Below are 21,545 nucleotides of genomic sequence, written 5' to 3' on the forward strand. Positions count from 1 at the left end.
CCTCGGGCCAGCGCCACCCGGACCCCCCGGGCGAGGTCGGCCCGGCGCTCCGCGCACGGCGCCCTCGCGGGCCCCCCGCGAGGGCGCCGTCGTGCGATCCCGTCCGTGCTTTCCGGAGCGCCCGACGAGGTCACACCGATCCCAGGTGTGCGCGGGCCCGGACAGGGGCACCGCCGTACGGTCGCCCCGTCCCGGCCTCCTCCAGCACCGTCCCGGAGAGAGGCCCCGCCCCCTGTGCGGGGCAAGCAGCAGGAGGAACCAGTCCATGACCCAGGTATGGCCCGGCAGTGCCTACCCCCTCGGGGCCACGTACGACGGCACCGGCACCAACTTCGCGATCTTCAGCGAGGTGGCCGACAAGGTCGAGCTCTGCCTCTTCGACGACGAGGGCAACGAGGAGCGCATCCGCCTCCCCGAGATGGACGGCTACGTCTGGCACGCCTTCCTCCCGGGCGTCCACGCCGGCCAGAAGTACGGCTTCCGGGTGCACGGGCCGCACGACCCCGCCCAGGGGCTGCGCTGCAACCCGAACAAGTTGCTGCTCGACCCGTACGCGAAGGCGATCGACGGCCAGATCGACTGGGACCAGTCGGTGTTCGGCTACGACTTCGAGACCAAGGAGCGCAACGACGACGACTCGGCGGCACACATGCCGAAGTCCGTCGTCGTCAGCCCGTTCTTCGACTGGGGCGTGGACCGCCCGCCGAGGACGCCCTACAACAAGACCGTCATCTACGAGGCCCACGTCAAGGGCCTGACGATGACCAACCCGCGGATCCCCGAGGAGCTGCGCGGCACCTACGCCGGCGTCGCCCACCCGGCGACGATCGAGCACCTCACCGATCTGGGCATCACCGCGATCGAGCTGCTGCCGGTGCACCAGTTCGTGCAGGACGACACCCTGCAGCAGAAGGGCCTGCGCAACTACTGGGGCTACAACACGATCGGCTTCTTCGCCCCGCACAACGAGTACGCCAGCGACACCTCCTCCGGGCAGCAGGTCCAGGAGTTCAAGGCGATGGTGCGCGCGCTGCACGAGGCGGGCATCGAGGTCATCCTCGACGTCGTCTACAACCACACCGCCGAGGGCAACCACATGGGCCCGACGCTGTCGTTCCGCGGCATCGACAACCGCACGTACTACAAGCTCGTCGAGGGCGACGAGCAGTTCTACATGGACTACACCGGCACCGGGAACACGCTCAACGTCCGGACGCCGCAATCGCTGCAGCTGATCATGGACTCGCTGCGCTACTGGGTCACCGAGATGCACGTCGACGGCTTCCGCTTCGACCTCGCCTCAGCCCTGGCCCGCGAGCTGCACGCCGTCGACCGGCTGGCCACCTTCTTCGACCTGGTCCACCAGGACCCGGTCGTCAGCCAGGTGAAGCTGATCGCCGAGCCGTGGGACGTCGGCGAGGGCGGCTACCAGGTCGGCAACTTCCCGGCCCTGTGGACCGAGTGGAACGGCAAGTACCGCGACACCGTGCGCGACTTCTGGCGCGGCGAGGGCGGCACGATGGGCGACTTCGCCGACCGGATCTCCGGCTCCTCGGACCTGTACCAGCACTCGGGTCGGCGGCCGATGGCCAGCATCAACTTCGTCACCGCCCATGACGGCTTCACCCTCGACGACCTCGTCTCCTACAACGAGAAGCACAACGAGGCCAACGGGGAGGGCAACAACGACGGCGAGAGCCACAACCGCAGCTGGAACCACGGCGTCGAGGGCCCCACGGACGACCCGGACATCCTGCAGCTGCGCGCCCAGCAGCGGCGCAACTTCATCGCCACGATGATGCTCAGCCAGGGCGTGCCGATGCTCCTGCACGGCGACGAGCTCGGGCGCTCGCAGGGCGGCAACAACAACGGCTACTGCCAGGACTCCGAGCTGACCTGGGTCGACTGGGAGAACGTCGACCAGGGCCTGCTCGAGTTCACCAAGATGGTCACCAAGCTCCGCTGCGACCACCCCACGTTCCGCCGACGCCGGTTCTTCCACGGCCGCCCGGTCCGCCGCGGGCTCGGCGACCCGGTGCCCGACATCGCCTGGCTCACCCCCGCCGGCGAGCAGATGGCCGACGAGGACTGGGACGCCGCCTACGCCAAGTCGATGGCGGTCTACCTGAACGGCGTCGGCATCCGCGAGACCGACGAGCGCGGCGAGTACGTGAAGGACGACCACTTCTACCTGGCCTTCAACGCATCCCCGGAGGCGATCGAGTACACCCTGCCCAGCGACGACTACTCCCGGTCCTGGACGACGGTCCTCGACACCGCGGAGATGGACGAGGTCGAGCCGCTCGAGGTCAAGCCCGGCGAGACGGTGACCGTGCAGGGCCGCTCGATCGTCGTGCTGACCGGGCCCGCGGAGTGACCGCCGCGCAGGACCCCGGCGAGCGTCGCCGGGGCGTTCCCGCGGCGACCTACCGGCTGCAGGTGCACGCCGGCTTCGGGCTCGACGACGCCGCCGGGGTGGCCGGCTACCTGGCCGATCTCGGCGTAACGCACGCGTACTCCTCCCCGCTGCTGCGCTCGGCCGAGGGCAGCACCCACGGGTACGACACCGTCGACCACGCGCACATCGACGAGGCCCGCGGTGGGCGGGAGGCCTTCGACCGGTTCGTGGCCGCGCTGCACGAGCACGGCCTCGGGCTGGTGCTCGACCTGGTGCCCAACCACATGGGCATCGACGACCCGTCGGCCGCGCCCTGGTGGTGGGACGTGCTGCAGCACGGGCAGGCGTCGGCGCACGCCGCCGCCTTCGACATCGACTGGGACCACGGCGGCGGCAGGGTGCGCATCCCGGTGCTCGGCTCCGCGGACGACGTCCAGAAGCTGGAGCTGGTCGGCCGGGAGGGTGGGGGCAGCGGAGACGGCGAGCTGCGCTACTACGACAACCGCTTCCCGATCGCGCCCGGCACCGGCGAGGGCACCCCGCAGGAGGTGCACGACCGCCAGCACTACGAGCTGGTCGACTGGCGGCGGGCGGACTCCGACCTCAACTACCGCCGGTTCTTCGCGATCAACACCCTCGCCGGACTGCGCGCGGAGGACCCGGCGGTCTTCGACGCCACCCACGAGCTCGTGCTGCAACTCGTGCGCGACGGCGCCGTCGACGGGCTGCGGATCGACCACCCGGACGGCCTGGCCGACCCGCGGGGCTACCTCGACCGGCTCGCGAAGGAGTCCGGCGGCCGCTGGACCGTCGTCGAGAAGATCCTGGAGCCCGGCGAGGAGCTGCCCGAGGGCTGGGCGACGGCGGGGACGACGGGCTACGACGCGCTGACCGAGGTCGACCGGGTGCTGATCGACCCGGCCGGCGAGCCCGCGCTGACCGCGCTGGACACCGAGCTGGAGGGCCGCGCGGTCGACTACGCCGAGCTGGTGCGGCTGTGCAAGCGCGAGGTCACCGACGGGATGCTCGGCTCCGAGGTGGCCCGGCTGGTGCGGGTCGTCGGCGAGCTGCCGGGCGTGGACCGCGCGGAGCAGACCGAGGCACTGGCCGAGCTGCTCGCCACGTTCGGCGTCTACCGCAGCTACCTGCCCGACGGCCGCGAACACCTGGACCGGGCGGTCGCCGCCGTCCGGGCCCGCCGGCCGGACCTGGTGCCGGCCGTCGACGCGCTCTACGGCGTCCTCTCGCAGGCGGGCACCGAGGCGGCCACCCGCTTCGAGCAGACCAGCGGCCCGGTCATGGCCAAGGGCGTCGAGGACACCGCCTACTACCGGTGGTCCCGGTTCGTCGCGCTCAACGAGGTGGGCGGCGACCCCGCGCACCTCGGCGGCACGGTCGACGGGTTCCACACGGCGCAGCAGCACCGGCTCGCGGTCAAGCCGCAGGCGATGACGACGCTGTCCACGCACGACACCAAGCGCAGCGAGGACGTCCGCGCCCGCCTGGCGGTGCTCGCGGAGCTGCCGTCGGAGTGGGCGACGCTGGTCCGCGGCTGGCTGGCCCGGCACCCGCTGGCCGACCGCCCGATGGCGCACCTGGTCTGGCAGAACCTGATCGGCGCCTGGCCGCTCTCGCGGGAGCGGGCGCACGCCTACGTCGAGAAGGCGGCGCGCGAGGCCGGCACGTCGACCACGTGGACCGACCCGGACGAGGCGTTCGAGGCGCAGCTGCACGCGCTGGTCGACGCCGCGTTCGACGACCCCACGACGACGGCGGAGATCGAGGCGTTCGTCGCCCGCATCACGCCGCTGGGCTGGTCGAACTCGCTGACGCAGAAGCTGCTGCAGCTGACGATGCCCGGCGTCCCCGACGTCTACCAGGGCACCGAGCTGTACGACTTCTCGCTGGTGGACCCGGACAACCGGCGTCCGGTCGACTACGAGCTGCGGCGCCGGCTGCTGGCCGATCTCGACGCCGGCCCGGTGCCGGCCGTGGACGACAGCGGCGCGGCCAAGCTGCTGGTGACCTCGCGCGTGCTGCGCGCCCGGCGGGACCGCCCGGAGCTGTTCAGCGGCTACGCCCCGCTGACGGTGACGGGGTCCGCGGCGGAGCACCTGGTCGCCTACGACCGCGGCACCCCGGAGCAGGACGGCGTCGTCGTCGTGGCGACCCGGTTGCCGGCGCGGCTGGCCCGGACGGGCTGGGGTGACACCGCGCTGCAGTTGCCGACCGGCGCCTGGCGCGACCTGCTCACCGGGGAGCGGTTCGTCTCCGACGTCGCCGGCATCGCCGCCGACGTGCTGCTCGCCCGGCTGCCGGTGGCCCTGCTCGTCCGCGAGTAGCGACGACATCGGCGATCTCGCGCGCTCCGGGGGGGCGGAAACGCGCGAGATCGCCGATCTCGTCGGCGCTCGTGGTGAGATGCGCGCGTGCACATCGACGCGCTCTACCGCTTCCCGGTGAAGTCCCTGCTCGGCGAGCAGGTGGAGGAGGCACGGCTGACCGGCCGGGGACTGCTGGGCGACCGCGCCTACGCGCTGGTCGACCCCGCCGACGGCACGGTCGCCAGCGCGAAGCACCCGCGCAAGTGGGGGGCGCTGCTCGGCCTCTCCGCCCGGTTCGTCACCGAGCCGTCCCCCGGTAGCGCGGTGCCTCCCGTCGTCCTCACGATGCCGGACGGGACGGAGCTGCTCAGCGACGCCGCCGGCACCGACGCGGTGCTGTCCGGCCTGGTCGGCCGGCCGGTGCGGCTGACCAGCGAGGTGCCGGCCGGCAGCCGGTTCGAGGAGCAGTGGCCCGACATCGAAGGGCTGGCGCCGGCCGAGTTCATCCAGGGGACGACGCACGCCTTCGAGGGCACCGAGCCGGTCAGCGCGATCGACCTCGGCCAGATGGCCCCGCCCGGCACCTTCTTCGACCTGGCCGCGCTGCACCTGCTCACCCGCGGCACGCTCGACCGGCTGACCGAGCTGGGCGAGGGCAGCGACTTCGACGTGCTGCGCTACCGCCCGAACGTGCTGGTCGGTGGCACCGACACCGGCTTCGTGGAGGACGAGTGGGTCGGCCGCAGCGTCTGCCTCGGCGACACCGCCCGCGCCGGCGTCGCCATGCTGACGATGCGCTGCGTCATGACCACCCTGGCCCAGGGCGACCTGCCCGAGGACCGCGGCACCCTGCGCACCGTCGCCCGCCACCACCGCCGCGAGATCCCGGGCCTGGGCACCTGGGCGTGCGCCGGGGTCTACGCCGACGTCGCCGCCGAGGGCGTCGTCCGCACCGGGGATCCGGTCACCCTCGCCTGAGCGCACCGCCCCGCTCGGCCGAGGCGGGTTCCGGGCTGGGGTCGCCAGGTCTCCACCCCTCCCACGGCGACCACCACCGGTCCCCCGCGTCCAGCCGGGCAGCGATCGAGTCCGCCTCCGCTCGGATGCGATCGCGTTCCACGCCGGTGATCCGCCCCGCCGCCACCATCACGTCCGGGTCGTCGACGTCCTTCCACCGCCAGGGGGAGCCGTCCGCCGGGAGGACGATGTCGATGCCGTGATCGGCCGTGTCGAAAGCGCCGCCTCCGCAACGGTCGACGTGGCGGGCGAACGGCTCCTGGAGGTTGACGTACCAGTGCGTGAAGTCGCCCCGCTCGTCGAAGAACTTCCACGCGGAGTGGGCGTCGCCTTCGCGCTGGACCTGCAGGACGGTGCTCCCGCTCCACGCCTCGAACCTGCTCCACGGATGCCGCCCGAACGGATGCTCGAAGAAGGCGAAGGGCGAACCCGACTCGAGCAGGACCGCCAGGCAGTCATCCCCGTCGTGGATCACCGTCACCGGGTGCTCCATCCACGGCCGGCCGTGCAGAACCTCCCGGCGCCGCACGGTGCTGCCGACGGCGAAGCGTTCCGGGAGCACGACGGTCGGGTCCGGCATGGCGCGAGGCTAGAGGTTCGTACCGGGACGTCGACCTCTGACCGCGGGTGCGATTGACCCGCTGCCCGGCGGGCATGATCCGGGCTGGCCGCACGGCCGCCCCACCCCAGCGCACCGCCCCGGAGGCCCCCGCATGTCCGCACCCGTCGAGTTCGCCGTCTGGGCACCACTGCCGGAGCGGGTGCGCGTCCAGGTCGACGGCGCCGTGCACGACATGACCCGCGACGACGCCGGCTGGTGGCACGCGGAGGTCGAGGCGAGCCCGGAGTCCGACTACGGCTACCTGCTGGACGACAACGAGACGCCCCGCCCGGACCCGCGCTCGCGGCGCCAGCCCGCCGGGGTGCACGGCCTCTCGCGGCGGTACGAGCCCGCGTCCTACGAGTGGAACGACGGTGCCTGGACCGGACGCCCGCTGGCCGGCGGCGTCGTCTACGAGCTGCACGTCGGCACCTTCACCCCCGAGGGCACCCTCGACGCCGCGATCGGCCGGCTCGGCCACCTGGTCCGCCTGGGCGTGGACTTCGTCGAGCTGCTGCCGGTCAACGGCTTCAACGGCACGCACAACTGGGGCTACGACGGCGTCCTCTGGTACGCGGTGCAGGAGGAGTACGGCGGCCCGGCGGCCTACCAGCGGTTCGTCGACGCCTGCCACCAGCAGGGCCTCGGCGTCATCCAGGACGTCGTCTACAACCACCTCGGCCCGTCCGGGAACTACCTGCCCGAGTTCTTCCCGGTGTTCGCGGAGGGTGCCAACACCTGGGGCAACTCGATCAACCTCTCGGGCCCCGACTCCGACGAGGTGCGCCGGTACGTCATCGACAACGCGCTCATGTGGCTGCGCGACATGCACGTCGACGGCCTGCGGCTCGACGCCGTCCACGCGCTGGTCGACGAGCGCGCCACCCACGTGCTCGAGGAGATGGCGCAGGAGGTCGACAAGCTGTCGGTCGCCGTGGGCCGGCCGCTCACCCTCATCGCCGAGAGCGACCTCAACGACCCGCGCATGGTCACCCCGCGCGTCGCCGGCGGCCTCGGCCTGACCGCGCAGTGGAGCGACGACTTCCACCACTCGTTGCACTCGGTCCTGACCGGCGAGGGCCAGGGCTACTACGCCGACTTCGCCGACGCCGGGCTCGGTGGCCTGGCCAAGGTGCTCACCGGCGCCTTCTTCCACGACGGCGCCTGGTCGAGCTTCCGGCGCCGCCACCACGGCCGCCCGGTCGACACCGCGACGCTGCCGGGCTGGAAGTTCCTCGGCTACCTGCAGGACCACGACCAGATCGGCAACCGCGCCGTCGGTGACCGGATCTCGGCCACCCTCTCCCCCGCGCAGCTCGCCATCGGCGCCACCATCACCCTGACCAGCCCGTTCACCCCGATGCTGTTCATGGGCGAGGAGTGGGGCGCCGGCACCCCGTGGCAGTTCTTCACCAGCCACCCCGAGCCGGAGCTGGGCCGGGCCACCGCCGAGGGCCGGATCGGCGAGTTCGCCGAGCACGGCTGGGACGCCGACGTCGTGCCCGACCCGCAGGACCCGGAGACGTTCACCCGGTCCACGCTGGACTGGTCGGAGCTGTCGCAGGAGCCGCACGAGCGGCTGCTCGCCGTCCACCGGTCGCTGCTGGCGCTGCGTCGGGCGCACCCCGACCTGGTCGACTCCGACCTGACCGGCGTCGAGGTCGACTGGGACGACGCCGACCGCTGGATGGTGGTGCACCGCGGCTCGCTGCGGGTGGTGGTCAACCTCGCCGAGGAGCCGCGGGAGATCGACCTGGACGTGCCCGTCGGCGAGGTGCTCTTCGCCACCGGCGAGCTGCCGAGCATCGACCGGAGCACGGTCACCCTGCCGCCGGAGAGCGCCGCCGTGCTCAGCACCCGCTGACGTGCGCCGCCTGCTGCCGGAGCCCTCGGCCGAGCTGGACGACGCCGCGCTCGTGGAGGCCTACCGGCTCCCGGCCGGCCGGTCGCTGCGGATGGACTTCGTCGCCTCGCTGGACGGCGCGGTGAGCGTCGACGGGCGCAGCGCCGGCCTGGGCTCCCCCGGCGACAAGCGGGTGTTCCGGACGCTGCGCGCGCTGGCCGACGTCGTCCTCGTCGGGGCGGGCACCGCGACCACCGAGGGCTACCGGCCCGTGCTCCCCGACTCCGCCGTCGGCCGGCTCCGGGCGTCGATCGGCGGGCCGGCGACCCTGCCGATCGCCGTTGTCAGCCGGCGGGCGTCGCTCGACCCCGGGTCCGCGCTCGCCGCCGACCCGTCGACGCTCGTGGTCACCTGCGCCGCCGCGGACGACGGCCGCTGCGCCGCCCTGGCCGCCGCCGGCGCCACCGTGCTGGTCTGCGGCGACGACGACGTCGACCTGCCCGCCACGGTGGCAGCCCTGGCCGAGCGGGGCCTGGCGCAGGTGACGTGCGAGGGTGGGCCGCAGCTGCTGCGCGCGGCGCTGACCGCCGGGGTGGTCGACGAGCTGGACCTGACGATCGCGCCCGCGCTGGTGGGCGCGGCGCACCGGCTGCTGCCCGACGGCCTGCCGGCCCCCGTCGGCCTGGAGCTGCGCCAGCTGCTGGAGGAGGACGGCGTGCTGTTCACCCGCTACCGGGTGGCCGGCGCCCGGTAGTCGACCGAACCCGGACTTTCGGTGCATAAAGTCCGGGACTTTCGGTGCAGGAAGTCCGCGCCACGGCAAGATCGACGAGGAGCAGGCATGGCAGCGCTGGACCGGGACGTCGTCGCGGAGCGGATCGGCGGGTTCCCCCGCGTCGCGGTCGAGCGCCCCGAGCTGAAGCAGGCGGCGGTCGCACTGTGCGTCACGGTGGCCGACGCCGTCCCGACGCTGGTCATCACCCGCCGCGCCGCCGGCCTGCGCGCGCACGCCGGTCAGTGGGCGCTGCCCGGCGGCCGGCTCGACGCCGGGGAGGGCCCGGTGGAAGGCGCGCTGCGCGAACTGCACGAGGAGATCGGTCTCGACCTGGCCGGCTCGGCGGTGCTGGGCCTGCTCGACGACTACGTGACGCGCTCGGGCTACGTGATGACGCCGGTGGTCTGCTGGGCCGGCCCGGTGGACGGGTTCGCCGGGTCCGAGCCCGAGGTGGCCGCCGTGTTCGAGGTGCCCCTGGCCGACCTCGACGTCGACCCGGTGTTCGAGTCCATCCCCGAATCCGACGGCCCGGTGATCAAGCTGCCGCTGCTCGGCGGGTTCGTGCACGCCCCGACGGCGGCGGTGGTCCACCAGTTCTGCCGGATCGCCTGCCGGGGCGAGGTCGAGCGGGTGGCCGGCTACGAGCAGCCGGTCTTCGCCTGGCGCTAGCCGTCGGTGCGCGGTGCGCCCGGTGGCCGGTAGCCGACGGCCTGCGCGCGGTCCAGCGCCTCGAGCGTCTGCTCGACGGTGAGCAGCACGGTCGTCTCGATCGCGCCCAGCGCGCCACCCGCACCGATGGCCAGGGCGACGGCTGCCATGGCGACGTCGTCCGGCGCCTCCCACAGCGTGAAGCCGTCCCACTCGCCGAACGCGTACCAGAAGCCGTGCAGGGAGCCGCCCACGGACTCGATGTAGGCGGTCGCGGCCCGGCGGCGGTCCTCGGGTTCGGCGATGAGCATCGCCCAGGTCTCCGGGGTGTAGCGGAAACGGGTCAGGTACAGCGGCATGGTCGTGCCTCCCGGTCGCCCCCCGCCGTGCCGAGGCTAGGAGCAGCGGCCGACCGGGTCGAGACCTCCGCACGCGGCAGGTGCGGCTGCTTGACTGACCGGCATGGACCTGCCGCTGATGCCACCGGTCAAGCCCATGCTGGCGAAGGCGGCGACGACGCTGCCGACCGGCGAGGGGCTGTTCTACGAGCCCAAGTGGGACGGCTTCCGCTGCATCGTCTTCCGCGACGGCGACGAGGTGGAGCTGGGCAGCCGCAACGAGCGCCCGCTCACCCGCTACTTCCCCGAGGTCGTCGAGGCGGTCAAGGCGCACCTGCCCGAGCGCTGCGTCGTCGACGGCGAGATCGTCGTGCCGGCCGGCGACCGGCTGCACTTCGAGGCGCTGCTGCAGCGGATCCACCCCGCCGAGTCCCGCGTGCGGCTGCTGGCGGAGCAGACGCCGGCGTCGTTCGTCGCCTTCGACCTGCTCGCCCTCGGCGACGAGTCGCTGCTCGACCGGCCGTTCGCCGAGCGCCGGCGGAAGCTGGAGACGGCGCTGGCCGGCACCCGGCCGCCGGTCTACCTCACCGGGATCACCGAGGACGCCGCGACCGCGCAGCGCTGGTTCGACACCTTCGAGGGCGCCGGCCTGGACGGCGTCGTCGCCAAGCGGGCCGACCTGCCCTACGGCCCCGACCAGCGGCTCATGACCAAGGTCAAGCACGTGCGCACCGCCGACTGCGTGGTGGCCGGCTTCCGCTGGCACAAGAGCGGCCCGATCGTCGGCTCGCTGCTGCTGGGCCTGTACGACGACAGCGGGCTGCAGCACATCGGCGTCGCGGCGTCCTTCCCGATGAAGCGGCGCGCGGAGCTGGTCGAGGAGCTCGCGCCGTACCGGGCCGAGGCGCTGGACGGGCACCCGTGGCAGGACTGGGCCAACGCCCAGGTCCAGCAGGACGGGGAGAACCGCATGCCGGGGGCCACCAGCCGGTGGAACGCGAAGAAGGACCTCTCCTGGGTGCCGTTGCGCCCCGAACTGGTCGTGGAGATCAAGTACGACCAGCTCGAGGGCCGTCGACTTCGTCACACGGGGCAGTTCCTGCGCTGGCGGCCCGACCGCGAGCCGCTCAGCTGCACGTACGACCAGCTCGACGTCCCGGTGCGCTACGACCTGACCGAGGTGCTGGAGACGCCCTGACGGGTGGATCGGGGTCCGGGCGGGGGGTGATCGTCTGCACGGGCGTCGCGAGGCTCCTAGGCTCGTGATCATGCGTCTGCACCCCGGCCGGCGAGCCGTCCTGCCCAGCCTGCTCGCCGCCATGACCCTCCTGGCGGCCGGCTGCACGTCCGACGGCGGCAGCGACGACGAGCAGGCCACCACCTCCCCGACCAGCGCCCCGGCCGAGCCGACGGCCGAGCCGATCGAGTGGACCGACTGCGACGAGCAGTTGCAGCCGCTCATCGCCGGCCGGCCCGGCAGCGAGCGCGGGCTGTCCTTCGACTGCGCCCAGGTGAGCGTGCCGATCAGCTACGACGAGGCCGCGGGCGACACGCTGCCGATCCCGGTCATCCGGGCCGTGCACCCCGGCCAGACCGAGCGGATCGGCTCGCTCGTCATCAACCCGGGCGGCCCCGGTGCGTCGGGCGTCGACGCGGCCATCGGCCTGGCGCTGACCCTGCCCGAGGACGTCCTGCGCCGCTTCGACCTGGTCGGCTTCGACCCGCGCGGCGTCGGCCTGTCCGAGGCCGCCGTCGAGTGCATCCCGGCCGACACCAAGGACCGGCTGATCGCCTCCGAGCCGCAGCCCACGAGCGCCGAACAGCTCGACGACACCTTCGCCCTGGCCACCGAGGTGGCCGAGGGCTGCGCCGAGCGCTACGAGTCCCCCGCGGCGCTCGGCGCGTTCAACACCGTCGACACCGCCCGCGACATGGACCTGCTCCGCGAGGCCCTCGGCGAGGAGCAGCTGACCTACCTCGGCTACTCCTACGGCACGACGCTGGGCTCGACCTACGCCGAGCTCTTCCCCGACCGGGTCCGTGCGCTCGTCCTCGACGCCGCCGTCGACCCCGACCAGGACCTGCGGGCCTCCGCCGAGGCCAGCGCGGCCGGGCTCGAGGCCGGCTTCGACGCGTTCGCGCAGAACTGCCTGAGCCTCATCGCCGGCTGCCCCCTGGGCGCGGACCCGCGCCTCTTCGTGGACGAGTTGATGCTCCAGGCGTCGCAGGCCCCCATCCCGAGCGCGGAGGAGGGCGAGACGCGCCAGGCGACGCCGGGTGTCGTGCTCACCGCCGTGCAGGCCGCGCTCTACGACACCCGGACCTGGCCGCAGCTGTCGCAGTCGCTGGCCGCGGCCCGCGGCGGGAACGCCGCCGGGCTGTTCTCCCTGGCCGACAGCTACTCCGGCCGGCTCGAGGACGGCACCTACTCCAACCTGCTCGACGCCAACGTTGCGATCAACTGCGCCGACACCGACGAGCAGATCGAGGCCGCGGACGTGCGCCGGCTGGCCGCCGAGTGGGACGCGAAGTACCCCCTGTTCGGCGCGGGCTCGGCTGCGGGGCTCTTCACCTGCACGCCGTGGGAGGCCGACCGCACGCCGCTGCCCGAGCGCGACGCCGAGGGCAGCGCGCCGATCCTCGTCGTCGGCAACGCCGGGGACCCCGTGACGCCGCTGCCCGGTGCCGTGGACCTCGCCGAGGACCTCACCGCGGGCGTCCTGCTGACCTGGCAGGGCCAGGGCCACACCGCCTACCCGAAGAACCAGTGCGTCAACGACGCGGTGAACGCCTACCTCATCGACCTGGTGGTTCCGCTGGACGGGCTCACCTGCCCTGCGTGACACTCGGCCCCCGGCCGAGGGAAGGAACCGCAGGCAGATGGCGAGCAGCAAGGACGCGGTGATCCTCGACGTCGCCGGGCACGAGGTGCGGGTCTCCAACCCGGAGAAGCCGTACTTCGCGGAGAAGGGGATCCGCAAGATCGACGTCGTCGAGTACTTCGTCGCGGTCGGCGAGGGCATCCTGTTCGCGCTCAAGGACCGGCCGACGACGCTCGAGCGCTGGCCCGGCGGTGTCTTCGAGGGCGCCCGCATCTCCACCCGGGTGGACAACAGCGGCGACGCGTTCTACCAGAAGCGGGTGCCGAAGAACGCGCCCGAGTGGGTGCCGACGGCGCACATCACCTTCCCCAGCGGGCGCACGGCGGACGAGATCGCGCCGGACTCGGTGGCCGTGGTCGCCTGGTGCGCCAACCTGGGCACGCTGACCTTCCACCCCTGGCCGGTGGACAAGTCCGACGTCGAGCAGCCCAACCAGATCCGCATCGACCTCGACCCGCAGCCCGGCACCGACTTCTCCGACGCGGTGTGGGTCGCCCCGCACGTGCGCGAGCTGCTGCACGAGTTCGGCATGGAGGGCTGGCCGAAGACCTCCGGCGGCCGGGGCGTGCACGTCTACGTCCCGATCCAGCCGCGCTGGACCTTCACCGACGTGCGCCGGGCGGTCATCGCGTTCGGTCGGGAGCTGGAACGCCGGCTGCCCGACCGCGTGACGATGTCGTGGTGGAAGGAGGAGCGCGGCGAGAAGATCTTCATCGACTACAACCAGATGGCCCGGGACCGCACGATCGCCTCGGCGTACTCGATCCGGCCCAAGCCGCACGCCCCCGTGTCCGCGCCGGTCGACTGGGACGAGCTGCCCGACGTCACCCCGTTCGACTTCGACGTGCTGACCATGCCCGCCCGCTTCCGGGCGGTCGGCGACAAGCACGCCGGCCTGGCCGACCACGCCTTCGGCATCGAGCCGCTGCTGGAGCTGGCCGAGCGCCAGGCCGCGGACGACGGTCTGGGCGATCTGCCCTATCCGCCCGACTACCCGAAGATGCCGGGCGAGCCGATGCGTGTGCAGCCCAGCCGCGCCAAGCGTCCTACCAGCGAAAATACCGCTAACTGATGCTTCACCACGGGTAGCGCACCGCTCGTTCGCCCGATAACCTCCCGGCATGGCGGTGCGGCTGGAAGACCTTCTTGCGTCTTTTCGTCGGCACCTGCGCGCGGCCAGCAAGGCGCCGCGGACCATCGAGCTGTACAGCCAGAGCGTCCGCTACTTCAGCCGCTGGCTGGCCGAGCACGACCGACCGGAGACCCTGGACGAGCTAACGCGGCATGCGATCAGCGCCTGGCTGGCCGAGCTGGCCGAGACCTGCCAGCCCAGCACCGTGGCCACGCGCCTGCGGGGCATGCGCCGCTTCTGCCGGTGGCTCGTCGTCGAAGGAGAGGTGGACAAGGCACCCACCGAGGGCATCGAGATCGCCACCGCCCCAGACAAGCCCGTGCCGATCCTCACCGACGCCGACATCACAGCCCTGCTCAAGACGTGCGCCGTCGGCCGCGGACGTCCCGGAACGTTTGCTCGCCCGATCTTCCTCGGGCGACGCGACGAGGTGATCCTGCGGCTGCTGCTGGACACCGGCGTCCGGGTCTCCGAACTGTGCGGGCTCACCCTCGAAGACGTCGACCTGGACCGCGAGGTCGCCTACGTCATGGGCAAGGGCTCCCGGCCGCGAGCGGTGCCGTTCGGCGCCAGGACAGGGCAGTCGATCGACCGCTATCTGCGGGTGCGCGCGCTGCACGCCCGGGCGAGCTCACCGAAATTACTGCTCGGCTTGCGCGGGCCCATGACCGTCGACGGGATCCGCGAGGTGCTCGAGGTGCGCAGCCGGCAGGCGGGGGTCGAGGGGGTGCATCCGCACCGCTTCCGGCACACCTTCGCCCACCGCTGGCTCGTCGGCGGCGGGCAGGAGCGGGACCTGATGATGCTGGCCGGGTGGCGCAGCGACGAGATGCTGTCCCGCTATGCCGCCTCGACCGCCGTCGAACGAGCGCACGAGGCGCACCGCCGACTAGCCCTCGGCGACCAGCTCTAACGACGTCGGTCGCGTCCGGCAGCCGTCCGCCGCGCCTGCGCCGACGCCCGGGCCTGCGCGGACGCCCGGGCCAGACGCAGCATGTGCGCGGTCATGAGGGCGTGGCCCCGGCGAGCGCGCTCGACGGAATCGAGGATGCCGTCGGGGTCCGCCTCCCGCTCGAACCGAGCCCGCAGTCCGCGCCGGGCCGGTTCGGTCGCCGCCACCCGGTCGGACGTCCGCGCCCACCGCTCGGCCGCTGCGATGCGCGCAATCACGGCACGGTCCCTGGCTCGGCTGTCGCCGGATGCCGGGTTCGGCTCGCGGGCAGGCTCGGTCATGACTCCTCCGGAGAGCTCCGCCCGCTGCCTCGGCAGGCGACGGGTCACCTCTAGAAGGCGCCGAATCAGCCGGATTGGTGACAGCCGCGCGGAAGCCGCCGATCAGCCAACGCTGAAAGTCCGGGGGTGACGCTGCTCGGACAAGCGATGCGTACGGGGTGACATCGTCCGTTCGTGAAGGTGCGTTGCGGCGTGAGCGGTGACACCACTGCAGGCTCCCGGGGGTACGCCAACGGTCCCCGTAGCGAGCGAGCACTTCGCTTGTGGGAGTTGGGCCGCGACGTCGGGCTGAGTTGCCACCCTGTTGCTGCTCGGATCAATCATCCACCGATTTGATCTTGAGGCGCTTGCACGCGCTGGCCCGCGTTGAATACGCAGGTCAGAGCCGGATCGAAACGTTGGCTGGGACGACTTGTGACGGCTGGTTGCGGGAGTATTGGGTGCCTAAAGAGTGCCTGTCGCCGGGTCCCGCAACAGCGACGGGGACTCTCTACCCCCTCCCGTGCGGACTCCCGGCCCGTCCAGATGCCGCGGGATCCGCGCCAACCCACTTGCGCCCCCTACCACAACTGGCTTCTCGACCAGCCGGACACAAGACCGAAGGTCGCACGTCGCACGTCGCCGTACCCTGAGTCGGCATGCGGGTCGACCGTCGCCCTCAGTGCCACCGATCCGCTGGTCACCGGTGGGCTGGCCAGCGCCACCTCGGGCGACTACAAGTACCGCCGATCCATACCGGGACTGCCAGACCAGCCGCGTTTCACAGCTAAATCACCAGCCTCGCGATCACGATCGATGAACTTCTGCCCACGTCTCCGGAATCAGGTCGAGCAGTCGGTCCTTGAGTCCGGCTGCTTTGAGATGCCCCCCTCGACGGGCCGGCGTCCCCATGATCTTATCCGCGGGACTTCCTAGGGTCTCGGCTGCGGGGGTAGGTGTTGCGCTCGCCGATGGTGCCGTCCTTCTTGTGCACCAAATGCTCGGCGTCCCGCTTCACCGCCATCTCTCGGCCGCTCTTCTGCGCCTCGGCCTTGGTGGCGGCAGTGTTAGAGACCTGCTTGTTGCCCTCGACCTTGTTCGCCCAACCCTCGCCATGCGGGACCGTGTGCACGTCACCCTTGGCCATCGCTACTCCTCCTCGTATCAAGCGGCACGCCGGGCCAGGCTGGCCCGGATGTCGTCGGCGACCTCACCGACGTGCCGGTAGGTGTCCACCGGCAACTGCCAGCTGATCTTCTTTTCCTGCAGGACGTCGTTGGCTGCTCGCGCGTGGCCTGCTGCCTGCTCGGCGTCACGGGCAATCTTGTTGAGTCGCCAACTCGCCGATGCCGGCATTCGCTCGATGTCCACCAGTTCTCGGTGTCGGGCTCGGACTGCATGCTCACGCCAGTCGGTGGTCATGCTGGTCGCGCCGTCGGGGCAGCAGGAGTTCTCCGGGCAGACGAGTTGGGCACGAAGGAGGCGGTTGGAGAGGATCGCACCGGATGATTTGCGGTCGACGCTGCGACCGAAGGCGCTGAAGTAGACGTTGGCTTCGCCGCCCCCGCCCTTCTTCGGCTTGTCGGTGGGCCGGCGGCGGGCCATCAGCTGGGGGTAGTGCCCTGCCTCTGCATGTCCGGGGCCGGTCTCATAGCCCGCGGCACCCACGCCGGTGAGAGCGGCGCCGTAGAGCCCCTGTCGCCAGGGCAGCACCCGGCGCCGTCCACCGCTGACCGCGTGCTGCACCGCGGTCATCAGCATGGCCACCGCCTGATAACTGGCCTTGCGCTGCTCGCTCCAGGAGTAGGAGACGGCCACGTAGCGGGTGTTCATCTCATCAGCCAGGGCGAGGAAGGGGTCCAAGCCGGCCGCCCAGGTGGCCTGGGGGGCAAACTGGTGGAGGGAGGCTGCGAAAATCGGCGCGACAGGCAGGTCGATACGTTGCCGCTCGAGGTAGCGGGCGGTGCGCTTGAGCAGGCTGTGGTTGATGTCCAACCAGGCGCTGTTGCGCCGATCGGCGTAGAGGTAGGGCGGGATGAGGACGGTCGCCCCCTGCTCCCGCTGAAAGGCGATCACCTGGTCGATCAGCTCGTCCTGCAGCGCGTGGTGACTCAGGTCGGCGGCCGACACCTTCTCCGGGTGGGCGTAGGGCAGCCCAGCCCAGCCCTTGCCCGGAACCTGCTCGTCGGTGAGCAGCGGCGTGAGCGGGTCAATCAGGAATGGGATCGCAGCCAGCTCGGCAGTCTCACGGAGGCTGGGCCGCTCAACGGCGACGTGCGCGTCGGTGACCACCCCAGTGAGCGGCAGGGCACGCGGGGTCCACAGACCGGCCGTGGCCGGTGCGCACAGCCTCTCGATCACCTTGTGGTCCTCGCGCCCGGCTCGGATCAGCAGGTCCACGTCGCACCTCCCACGGGCGGACATCGCCCACAGGGATGAACGCTAACACGAACTATCAGATGCACCTAGCGGTGAATGTTGACCGTCCTCTATGGTCGAGACGGCAAGCCGGACAGCCACCGGCCGCCGTTCAGGAGGACCACCCATGAGCACCACCCGCGCCGCCTCGGCGGCGTCACCGGCGACTCCACAGGAGTCAGCTGACTCCCCGGTCTACCGGCACGTCGTGGCTGACACCCGCCGTGCCCTGACATTGATGGAGATCGGCGAGATCGTCGGCGCCGGAGAGCGCGCCATCCAGAAGTGGGCTGCCGGCACCGCCCGCCCCGAAGGCGCCAAGCGAGACCGCCTACTGGAACTGCAGTACGTGATCGAGGAACTGTCCGACGTCTACCGCCCCGAGGGCGTGGAGATCTGGCTGCACTCCCCTCAGCGGGCTCTGCAGGGCAGGCGCCCACTCGACGTCCTGAAAACTGGTGAGTTCCAGACCGTGCTGCAACTGGTGCAGCGCCTGGCCGGCGGACCGAAGGTCCGCTGACCGTGCAGAGGTCCACGGCCGAGCGGGTTGCTGCCGTCAGTCTGGTCCGTGTCGAGGGGACGTTCTACCGGCATGCGGCCCTCAACCGTGACGCGTTCGCCGGCGGAGATCAAGGGCGCTGGGGAGAGAACTTTCCGGTCATCTACCTAGGCCGCCCAGTGTCGGCAGTCACGGTCGAGGCCTACCGGCACCTGGTGGAGGAATACGGCATTCCCGCCGACCAGGTGCAGCCCCGAAGGCTATACACGGTGACCGTCACTGTGGACCAAGTCCTCGACCTCACCGTCACCGCCAACCTAGCTGCCGTCGGCCTCACCGAGGACGACGTCCGATCACCAGTCGATGACTACGAAGCCTGTCAGCGGGTGGCCGCCGCCGCTCACCAACTGGAAATCCAAGCAGTACTTGCCCCCTCGGCTACGGGCCTGGGCGAAACGCTGGCGCTCTTCCGTGAGCGATTGACCCTCGCGGGGGCGCTACAGGTCGAAGCCGAGGAGACGTGGGAGACCCTGCCCGCTGACCCGCGCACCCTCCGCCTCCTGAACCCGGTCCACCGGGGACGCCCGGCCGAATCCTGACCCGCGGTCGAATACACCTCCTCTAGCCTCGCCAGCCAAACACCCGCCTGCCCTGGCCTGACCCGCCAGCGGCCGCCAACTAGAGGGCGGTGCGTTACCTGGCGCGGTAGTCGTTCAAGACCCAACTGGTGACTGCGGCGCTGCGCCTCCGACGGCGCAAGCGTTGAGCTAGGGGGCGTGCTGGACGGCGTACGGATCCTGGCGACCCGCCGCGGTTCTGGCAAACCGCGATGCTGTCGCCCGTGCGACCGGAGCCCGCAACCTTCGCCAGGACGAGGCCGACCAGCGAGCGGACGGCAACTCGTGCAGCAGTCCCCCACCTGCGATCAGAACTAGACGTTCTGCGGACTTCTTGCGGACTTTCTGCGGACTGGCCGGCTGACGTTGCCAGCTGCCTCGTCCGCCGTAGTCACAAGGCAAGAGCGGGTTGACTTAGTTCCCGCCCGGCCGACGCCCTCCTGCACCCCCCTATTGGCCAAGGCGTGACCTCGACGAGATGCGGCTGGCACCGACAGGACAGGCCCTCACCGGCAGCCCGAAGCCGGGTTTCGCCGACGAGGGTTCTCGACGTCCAGCGACGCTCCGTCAGCGGGGCGCGAGAGCGCCGCGGAGGTTCTCCAGTGCGGCAGGGACGACGGCGTACCAGACGTTGCGCCCCCGCTTCTCGCTCACCACGATGCCGGCCTCGCGCAGCTTGGCGAGGTGCGAACTCACCGTGCCCTGACTGCGGCCCGCGGGCTGGACCAGGTCGCATGCGCACACCGCGCCCCCCTCGGCGGTGGCCAGTAATGACACCAACCGCAGGCGCACGGGATCGCCCAGTGCAGCGAACTGCCGGGCGAGCGTCTCGGCGTCCGGCTCGCTGAGCAGCGTCGATGCCAGGGGCGCGCAGCAGGCGACCACCTCTGGCTGGTCGAGCACTGGAAGCTCGTGCACGGCCATCCGTTCCTCCTGAACTCAGGCGCTTCGCCCCGCAAGACATTGACAACTATCAATACGTCAGGCACGGTGCTTCGTATTGACAGACGTCAATGTACCGCCGCATGACGCGCACGCCAGCAGGTCGTCTCTCGGCCTCACTGCTGGGAGTGAGGGAGGAGCCGCGCCGCAACCGCCGCCTACGCCCTGGAGCTGCTGACCGAGACCTGCGGCTGAGCTGCGCCGAGAGGCGAGCACCGCCCGCCTGGCCGGCATCGCCGCCTGCTCCCGCCCCAGCACCTGGCCCGTGCCGCCCGCCGCGCGTTCGACACCACCGCCCGACTCCGCCGCAGCGTCTCCCCCGCCTGCTGCGCGACCGCCTGACCCACCGACCGGAGGACCGTCCCCGTGACCAGCACACCCGCCCCCGCAAGCACCCTCGTTCGGCAGACCGACCTGCCGGCCATCGTCATCGGCGCCGGCCCCGTCGGCCTGGCCGCGGCCGCCCACCTCACCGACCGGGGCCTGACCCCGCTCGTGCTCGAGGCCGGCGACCACGTCGGTGCCGCGATGCGCGCCTGGGGACACATCCGCACCTTCACGCCGTGGCAGTACATCGTCGACCCCACCGCGGAGAAACTGCTCGCCCCCACCGGCTGGACGCGCCCGGCCGGAGACGTCCCGCCGACCGGTGCCGAAGTGGTCGCCGGCTACCTCGCCCCGCTGGCCGCCGTCCTCGGCGACGCCGTGGTCCGTACCGGTGCGCGGGTGGTGGCGGTGACCCGCGAGGGCCTGGACAAGTCCCGCACCCTGGGCCGCGAGCAGCGGCCCTTCCTCGTCCGGGTGCAGGACCGCGACGGCACGGTTCGCGATGTGCGGGCCGCCGCGGTCATCGACGCCTCGGGCACCTGGGGGCAGCGCAACCCGCTGGGCGCCTCCGGACTGCCCGCGGTCGGTGAGCCCGAGGCTGAGGCCGCCGGCGTGTTGGTCGGCCCGCTGCCCGACGTGCTGGGCACCGACCGGGCCCGGTTCGCCGGCCGGCGCACCCTTGTGGTCGGCATGGGTCACTCGGCGGCCAACACGCTGCTGAGCTTGGCGCAGCTGGCCCGAGCGGCGGCCGGCACCGAGATCGTGTGGGCCATCCGCGGCACCGACGCCCGCCGGCTGTTCGGCGGCGGCGAGGCCGATGAGCTACCCGACCGCGGCAAGCTGGGCACCGACCTGCGGTCGCTGGTCGTCTCCGGCGCCATCGAGCACCAGGCCGGGTTCTCCATCACCGGCCTGGAACTCACCGGCGACGGCACGGTGACCGTGGTCGGGCAGACCGCCGAGGGTGAGCAGCGCATCGAAGGTGTGCACAACGTCGCCGCAGCGACCGGGTTCCGGCCGGATGTGGCGATGCTCAGCGAGGTCCGCCTCGACCTCGACGCCGGCCTGGACGCTCCTCGCCAGCTGGCCCCGCTGGTTGACCCTGCCTTCCACTCCTGCGGCACCGTGCCCCCGCACGGCCACCGCGAGCTCGCTCACCCGGAGGACCCGGGCTTCTACATGGTCGGGATGAAGTCCTACGGGCGCGCGCCGACGTTCCTGATCACCACCGGAAACGAGCAGGTCCGCTCCATCGCCGCGCACCTGGCCGGTGACGACGCGGCCGCCGACGAGGTGCAGCTGGTGCTCCCCGAGACCGGTGTCTGCTCCGTGAGCCTCCCGCTCACCGACGACCTGACGACGGCCGGCGGCAGCTGCTGCGGCACCGCGCCGGCGGCTGAGCTTCCGGCTGAGGTGGACGCCGCGCACGCCGCGTGGGCCAACGGCGAGGCGCGGGTCGGCTTCGCCACCGGCGTCGAAGGCGGCCGGGCCGCCGACACCGACGGCGGGGTGCTGCCGCTGGCCGAGGTGCGTGGCCAGGCCGGCGGCTCGTGCTGCGGCTGACCTCCCGGC

Annotated in this window: 19 protein-coding genes; 13 read left to right on the forward strand and 6 right to left on the reverse strand. The window is 71.9% G+C overall.

The genetic code is table 11. From position 1 onward, the window contains the following. Positions 1–265: 265 nt before the first annotated feature. The 3 genes from glgX (at position 266) to CRP29_RS13020 (ending at position 5,700) form a co-directional block, all read left to right on the forward strand. Complete coding sequence (gene glgX / locus CRP29_RS13010) at positions 266–2,377, forward strand: glycogen debranching protein GlgX (RefSeq protein ID WP_097195429.1); 2,112 nt, start codon at positions 266–268, stop codon at positions 2,375–2,377. Further along, on the forward strand, positions 2,374–4,740 hold the full coding sequence (gene treY / locus CRP29_RS13015) for a malto-oligosyltrehalose synthase (RefSeq protein WP_097195430.1): 2,367 nt from the start codon (positions 2,374–2,376) through the stop codon (positions 4,738–4,740). Before glgX ends, treY begins: the two co-directional genes overlap by 4 nt. A gap of 87 nt (positions 4,741–4,827) precedes the next feature. Continuing rightward, entirely contained in the window at positions 4,828–5,700 is an 873-nt protein-coding gene (locus tag CRP29_RS13020) for an MOSC domain-containing protein (RefSeq protein WP_097195431.1), read from the forward strand. On the opposite strand, the gene CRP29_RS13025 is transcribed toward CRP29_RS13020, so the two are convergent. Next, entirely contained in the window at positions 5,687–6,319 is a 633-nt protein-coding gene (locus CRP29_RS13025) for a ribonuclease FAU-1 family protein (protein ID WP_097195432.1), read from the reverse strand. The genes CRP29_RS13020 and CRP29_RS13025 overlap by 14 nt on opposite strands. Before the next feature lie 133 nt (positions 6,320–6,452). On the opposite strand from CRP29_RS13025, the gene treZ reads away from it, so the two are divergent. The 3 genes from treZ to CRP29_RS13040 all read left to right on the forward strand — a co-directional run bounded on the left by treZ (position 6,453) and on the right by CRP29_RS13040 (position 9,627). Then, on the forward strand, positions 6,453–8,204 hold the full coding sequence (treZ, locus tag CRP29_RS13030; protein ID WP_097195433.1) for a malto-oligosyltrehalose trehalohydrolase: 1,752 nt from the start codon (positions 6,453–6,455) through the stop codon (positions 8,202–8,204). Between the two features lies 1 nt (position 8,205). Next, on the forward strand, positions 8,206–8,937 hold the full coding sequence (locus CRP29_RS13035; RefSeq protein WP_097195434.1) for a dihydrofolate reductase family protein: 732 nt from the start codon (positions 8,206–8,208) through the stop codon (positions 8,935–8,937). Between the two features lie 87 nt (positions 8,938–9,024). After that, positions 9,025–9,627 carry an NUDIX hydrolase gene (locus CRP29_RS13040; protein ID WP_097195435.1) on the forward strand — a complete coding sequence of 201 codons (603 nt, stop codon included), beginning with the start codon at positions 9,025–9,027 and terminating at the stop codon, positions 9,625–9,627. Here the strand turns inward: CRP29_RS13040 and CRP29_RS13045 are convergent. Further along, on the reverse strand, positions 9,624–9,965 hold the full coding sequence (locus CRP29_RS13045) for a GYD domain-containing protein (RefSeq protein WP_097195436.1): 342 nt from the start codon (positions 9,963–9,965) through the stop codon (positions 9,624–9,626). The genes CRP29_RS13040 and CRP29_RS13045 overlap by 4 nt on opposite strands. Positions 9,966–10,068: 103 nt before the next feature. On the opposite strand from CRP29_RS13045, the gene CRP29_RS13050 reads away from it, so the two are divergent. From CRP29_RS13050 to CRP29_RS13065, 4 genes are all read left to right on the forward strand, one after another. After that, positions 10,069–11,142, forward strand: coding sequence for an ATP-dependent DNA ligase (locus CRP29_RS13050; RefSeq protein WP_097195437.1), 1,074 nt, complete (start codon positions 10,069–10,071; stop codon positions 11,140–11,142). A 70-nt stretch (positions 11,143–11,212) separates the two neighbouring features. Further along, positions 11,213–12,787, forward strand: coding sequence for an alpha/beta hydrolase (locus CRP29_RS13055; protein ID WP_097195575.1), 1,575 nt, complete (start codon positions 11,213–11,215; stop codon positions 12,785–12,787). Between the two features lie 37 nt (positions 12,788–12,824). Then, positions 12,825–13,898, forward strand: coding sequence for a DNA polymerase domain-containing protein (locus CRP29_RS13060; RefSeq protein ID WP_097195438.1), 1,074 nt, complete (start codon positions 12,825–12,827; stop codon positions 13,896–13,898). Between the two features lie 49 nt (positions 13,899–13,947). Continuing rightward, a complete protein-coding gene (locus CRP29_RS13065) occupies positions 13,948–14,871 on the forward strand; it encodes a tyrosine-type recombinase/integrase (protein ID WP_097195439.1) in 924 nt (307 codons plus the stop codon). Here the strand turns inward: CRP29_RS13065 and CRP29_RS13070 are convergent. The 3 genes from CRP29_RS13070 to CRP29_RS13080 all read right to left on the reverse strand — a co-directional run bounded on the left by CRP29_RS13070 (position 14,868) and on the right by CRP29_RS13080 (position 17,570). After that, positions 14,868–15,128 carry a hypothetical protein gene (locus CRP29_RS13070; RefSeq protein ID WP_217991579.1) on the reverse strand — a complete coding sequence of 87 codons (261 nt, stop codon included), beginning with the start codon at positions 15,126–15,128 and terminating at the stop codon, positions 14,868–14,870. The two genes, CRP29_RS13065 and CRP29_RS13070, sit on opposite strands and share 4 nt — an antisense overlap. Before the next feature lie 958 nt (positions 15,129–16,086). Further along, entirely contained in the window at positions 16,087–16,317 is a 231-nt protein-coding gene (locus CRP29_RS13075) for a DUF2188 domain-containing protein (RefSeq protein ID WP_097195441.1), read from the reverse strand. Positions 16,318–16,334: 17 nt separating this feature from the next. Continuing rightward, on the reverse strand, positions 16,335–17,570 hold the full coding sequence (locus tag CRP29_RS13080; protein ID WP_097195442.1) for a hypothetical protein: 1,236 nt from the start codon (positions 17,568–17,570) through the stop codon (positions 16,335–16,337). A gap of 145 nt (positions 17,571–17,715) precedes the next feature. Here CRP29_RS13080 and CRP29_RS13085 point away from each other — a divergent pair, with 145 nt between their 5' ends. Both CRP29_RS13085 and CRP29_RS13090 read left to right on the forward strand, forming a co-directional pair. Beyond that, positions 17,716–18,108 (forward strand): antitoxin Xre/MbcA/ParS toxin-binding domain-containing protein, encoded by a 393-nt coding sequence (locus CRP29_RS13085; protein WP_097195443.1) that lies wholly within the window; start codon positions 17,716–17,718, stop codon positions 18,106–18,108. Between the two features lie 2 nt (positions 18,109–18,110). Beyond that, positions 18,111–18,686, forward strand: a complete 576-nt coding sequence (locus tag CRP29_RS13090; protein WP_176522945.1) for an RES family NAD+ phosphorylase — start codon at positions 18,111–18,113, stop codon at positions 18,684–18,686. Between the two features lie 585 nt (positions 18,687–19,271). On the opposite strand, the gene CRP29_RS13095 is transcribed toward CRP29_RS13090, so the two are convergent. After that, on the reverse strand, positions 19,272–19,628 hold the full coding sequence (locus tag CRP29_RS13095) for an ArsR/SmtB family transcription factor (protein ID WP_097195445.1): 357 nt from the start codon (positions 19,626–19,628) through the stop codon (positions 19,272–19,274). Between the two features lie 384 nt (positions 19,629–20,012). Between CRP29_RS13095 and CRP29_RS13100 the strand changes: the two genes are divergently transcribed. Further along, positions 20,013–21,536 (forward strand): FAD-dependent oxidoreductase, encoded by a 1,524-nt coding sequence (locus tag CRP29_RS13100; RefSeq protein WP_097195446.1) that lies wholly within the window; start codon positions 20,013–20,015, stop codon positions 21,534–21,536. Positions 21,537–21,545 lie beyond the last annotated feature (9 nt).

The organism is Blastococcus aggregatus, assembly GCF_900221005.1.
GTDB classification, from domain to species: Bacteria; Actinomycetota; Actinomycetes; order Mycobacteriales; family Geodermatophilaceae; genus Blastococcus; species Blastococcus aggregatus.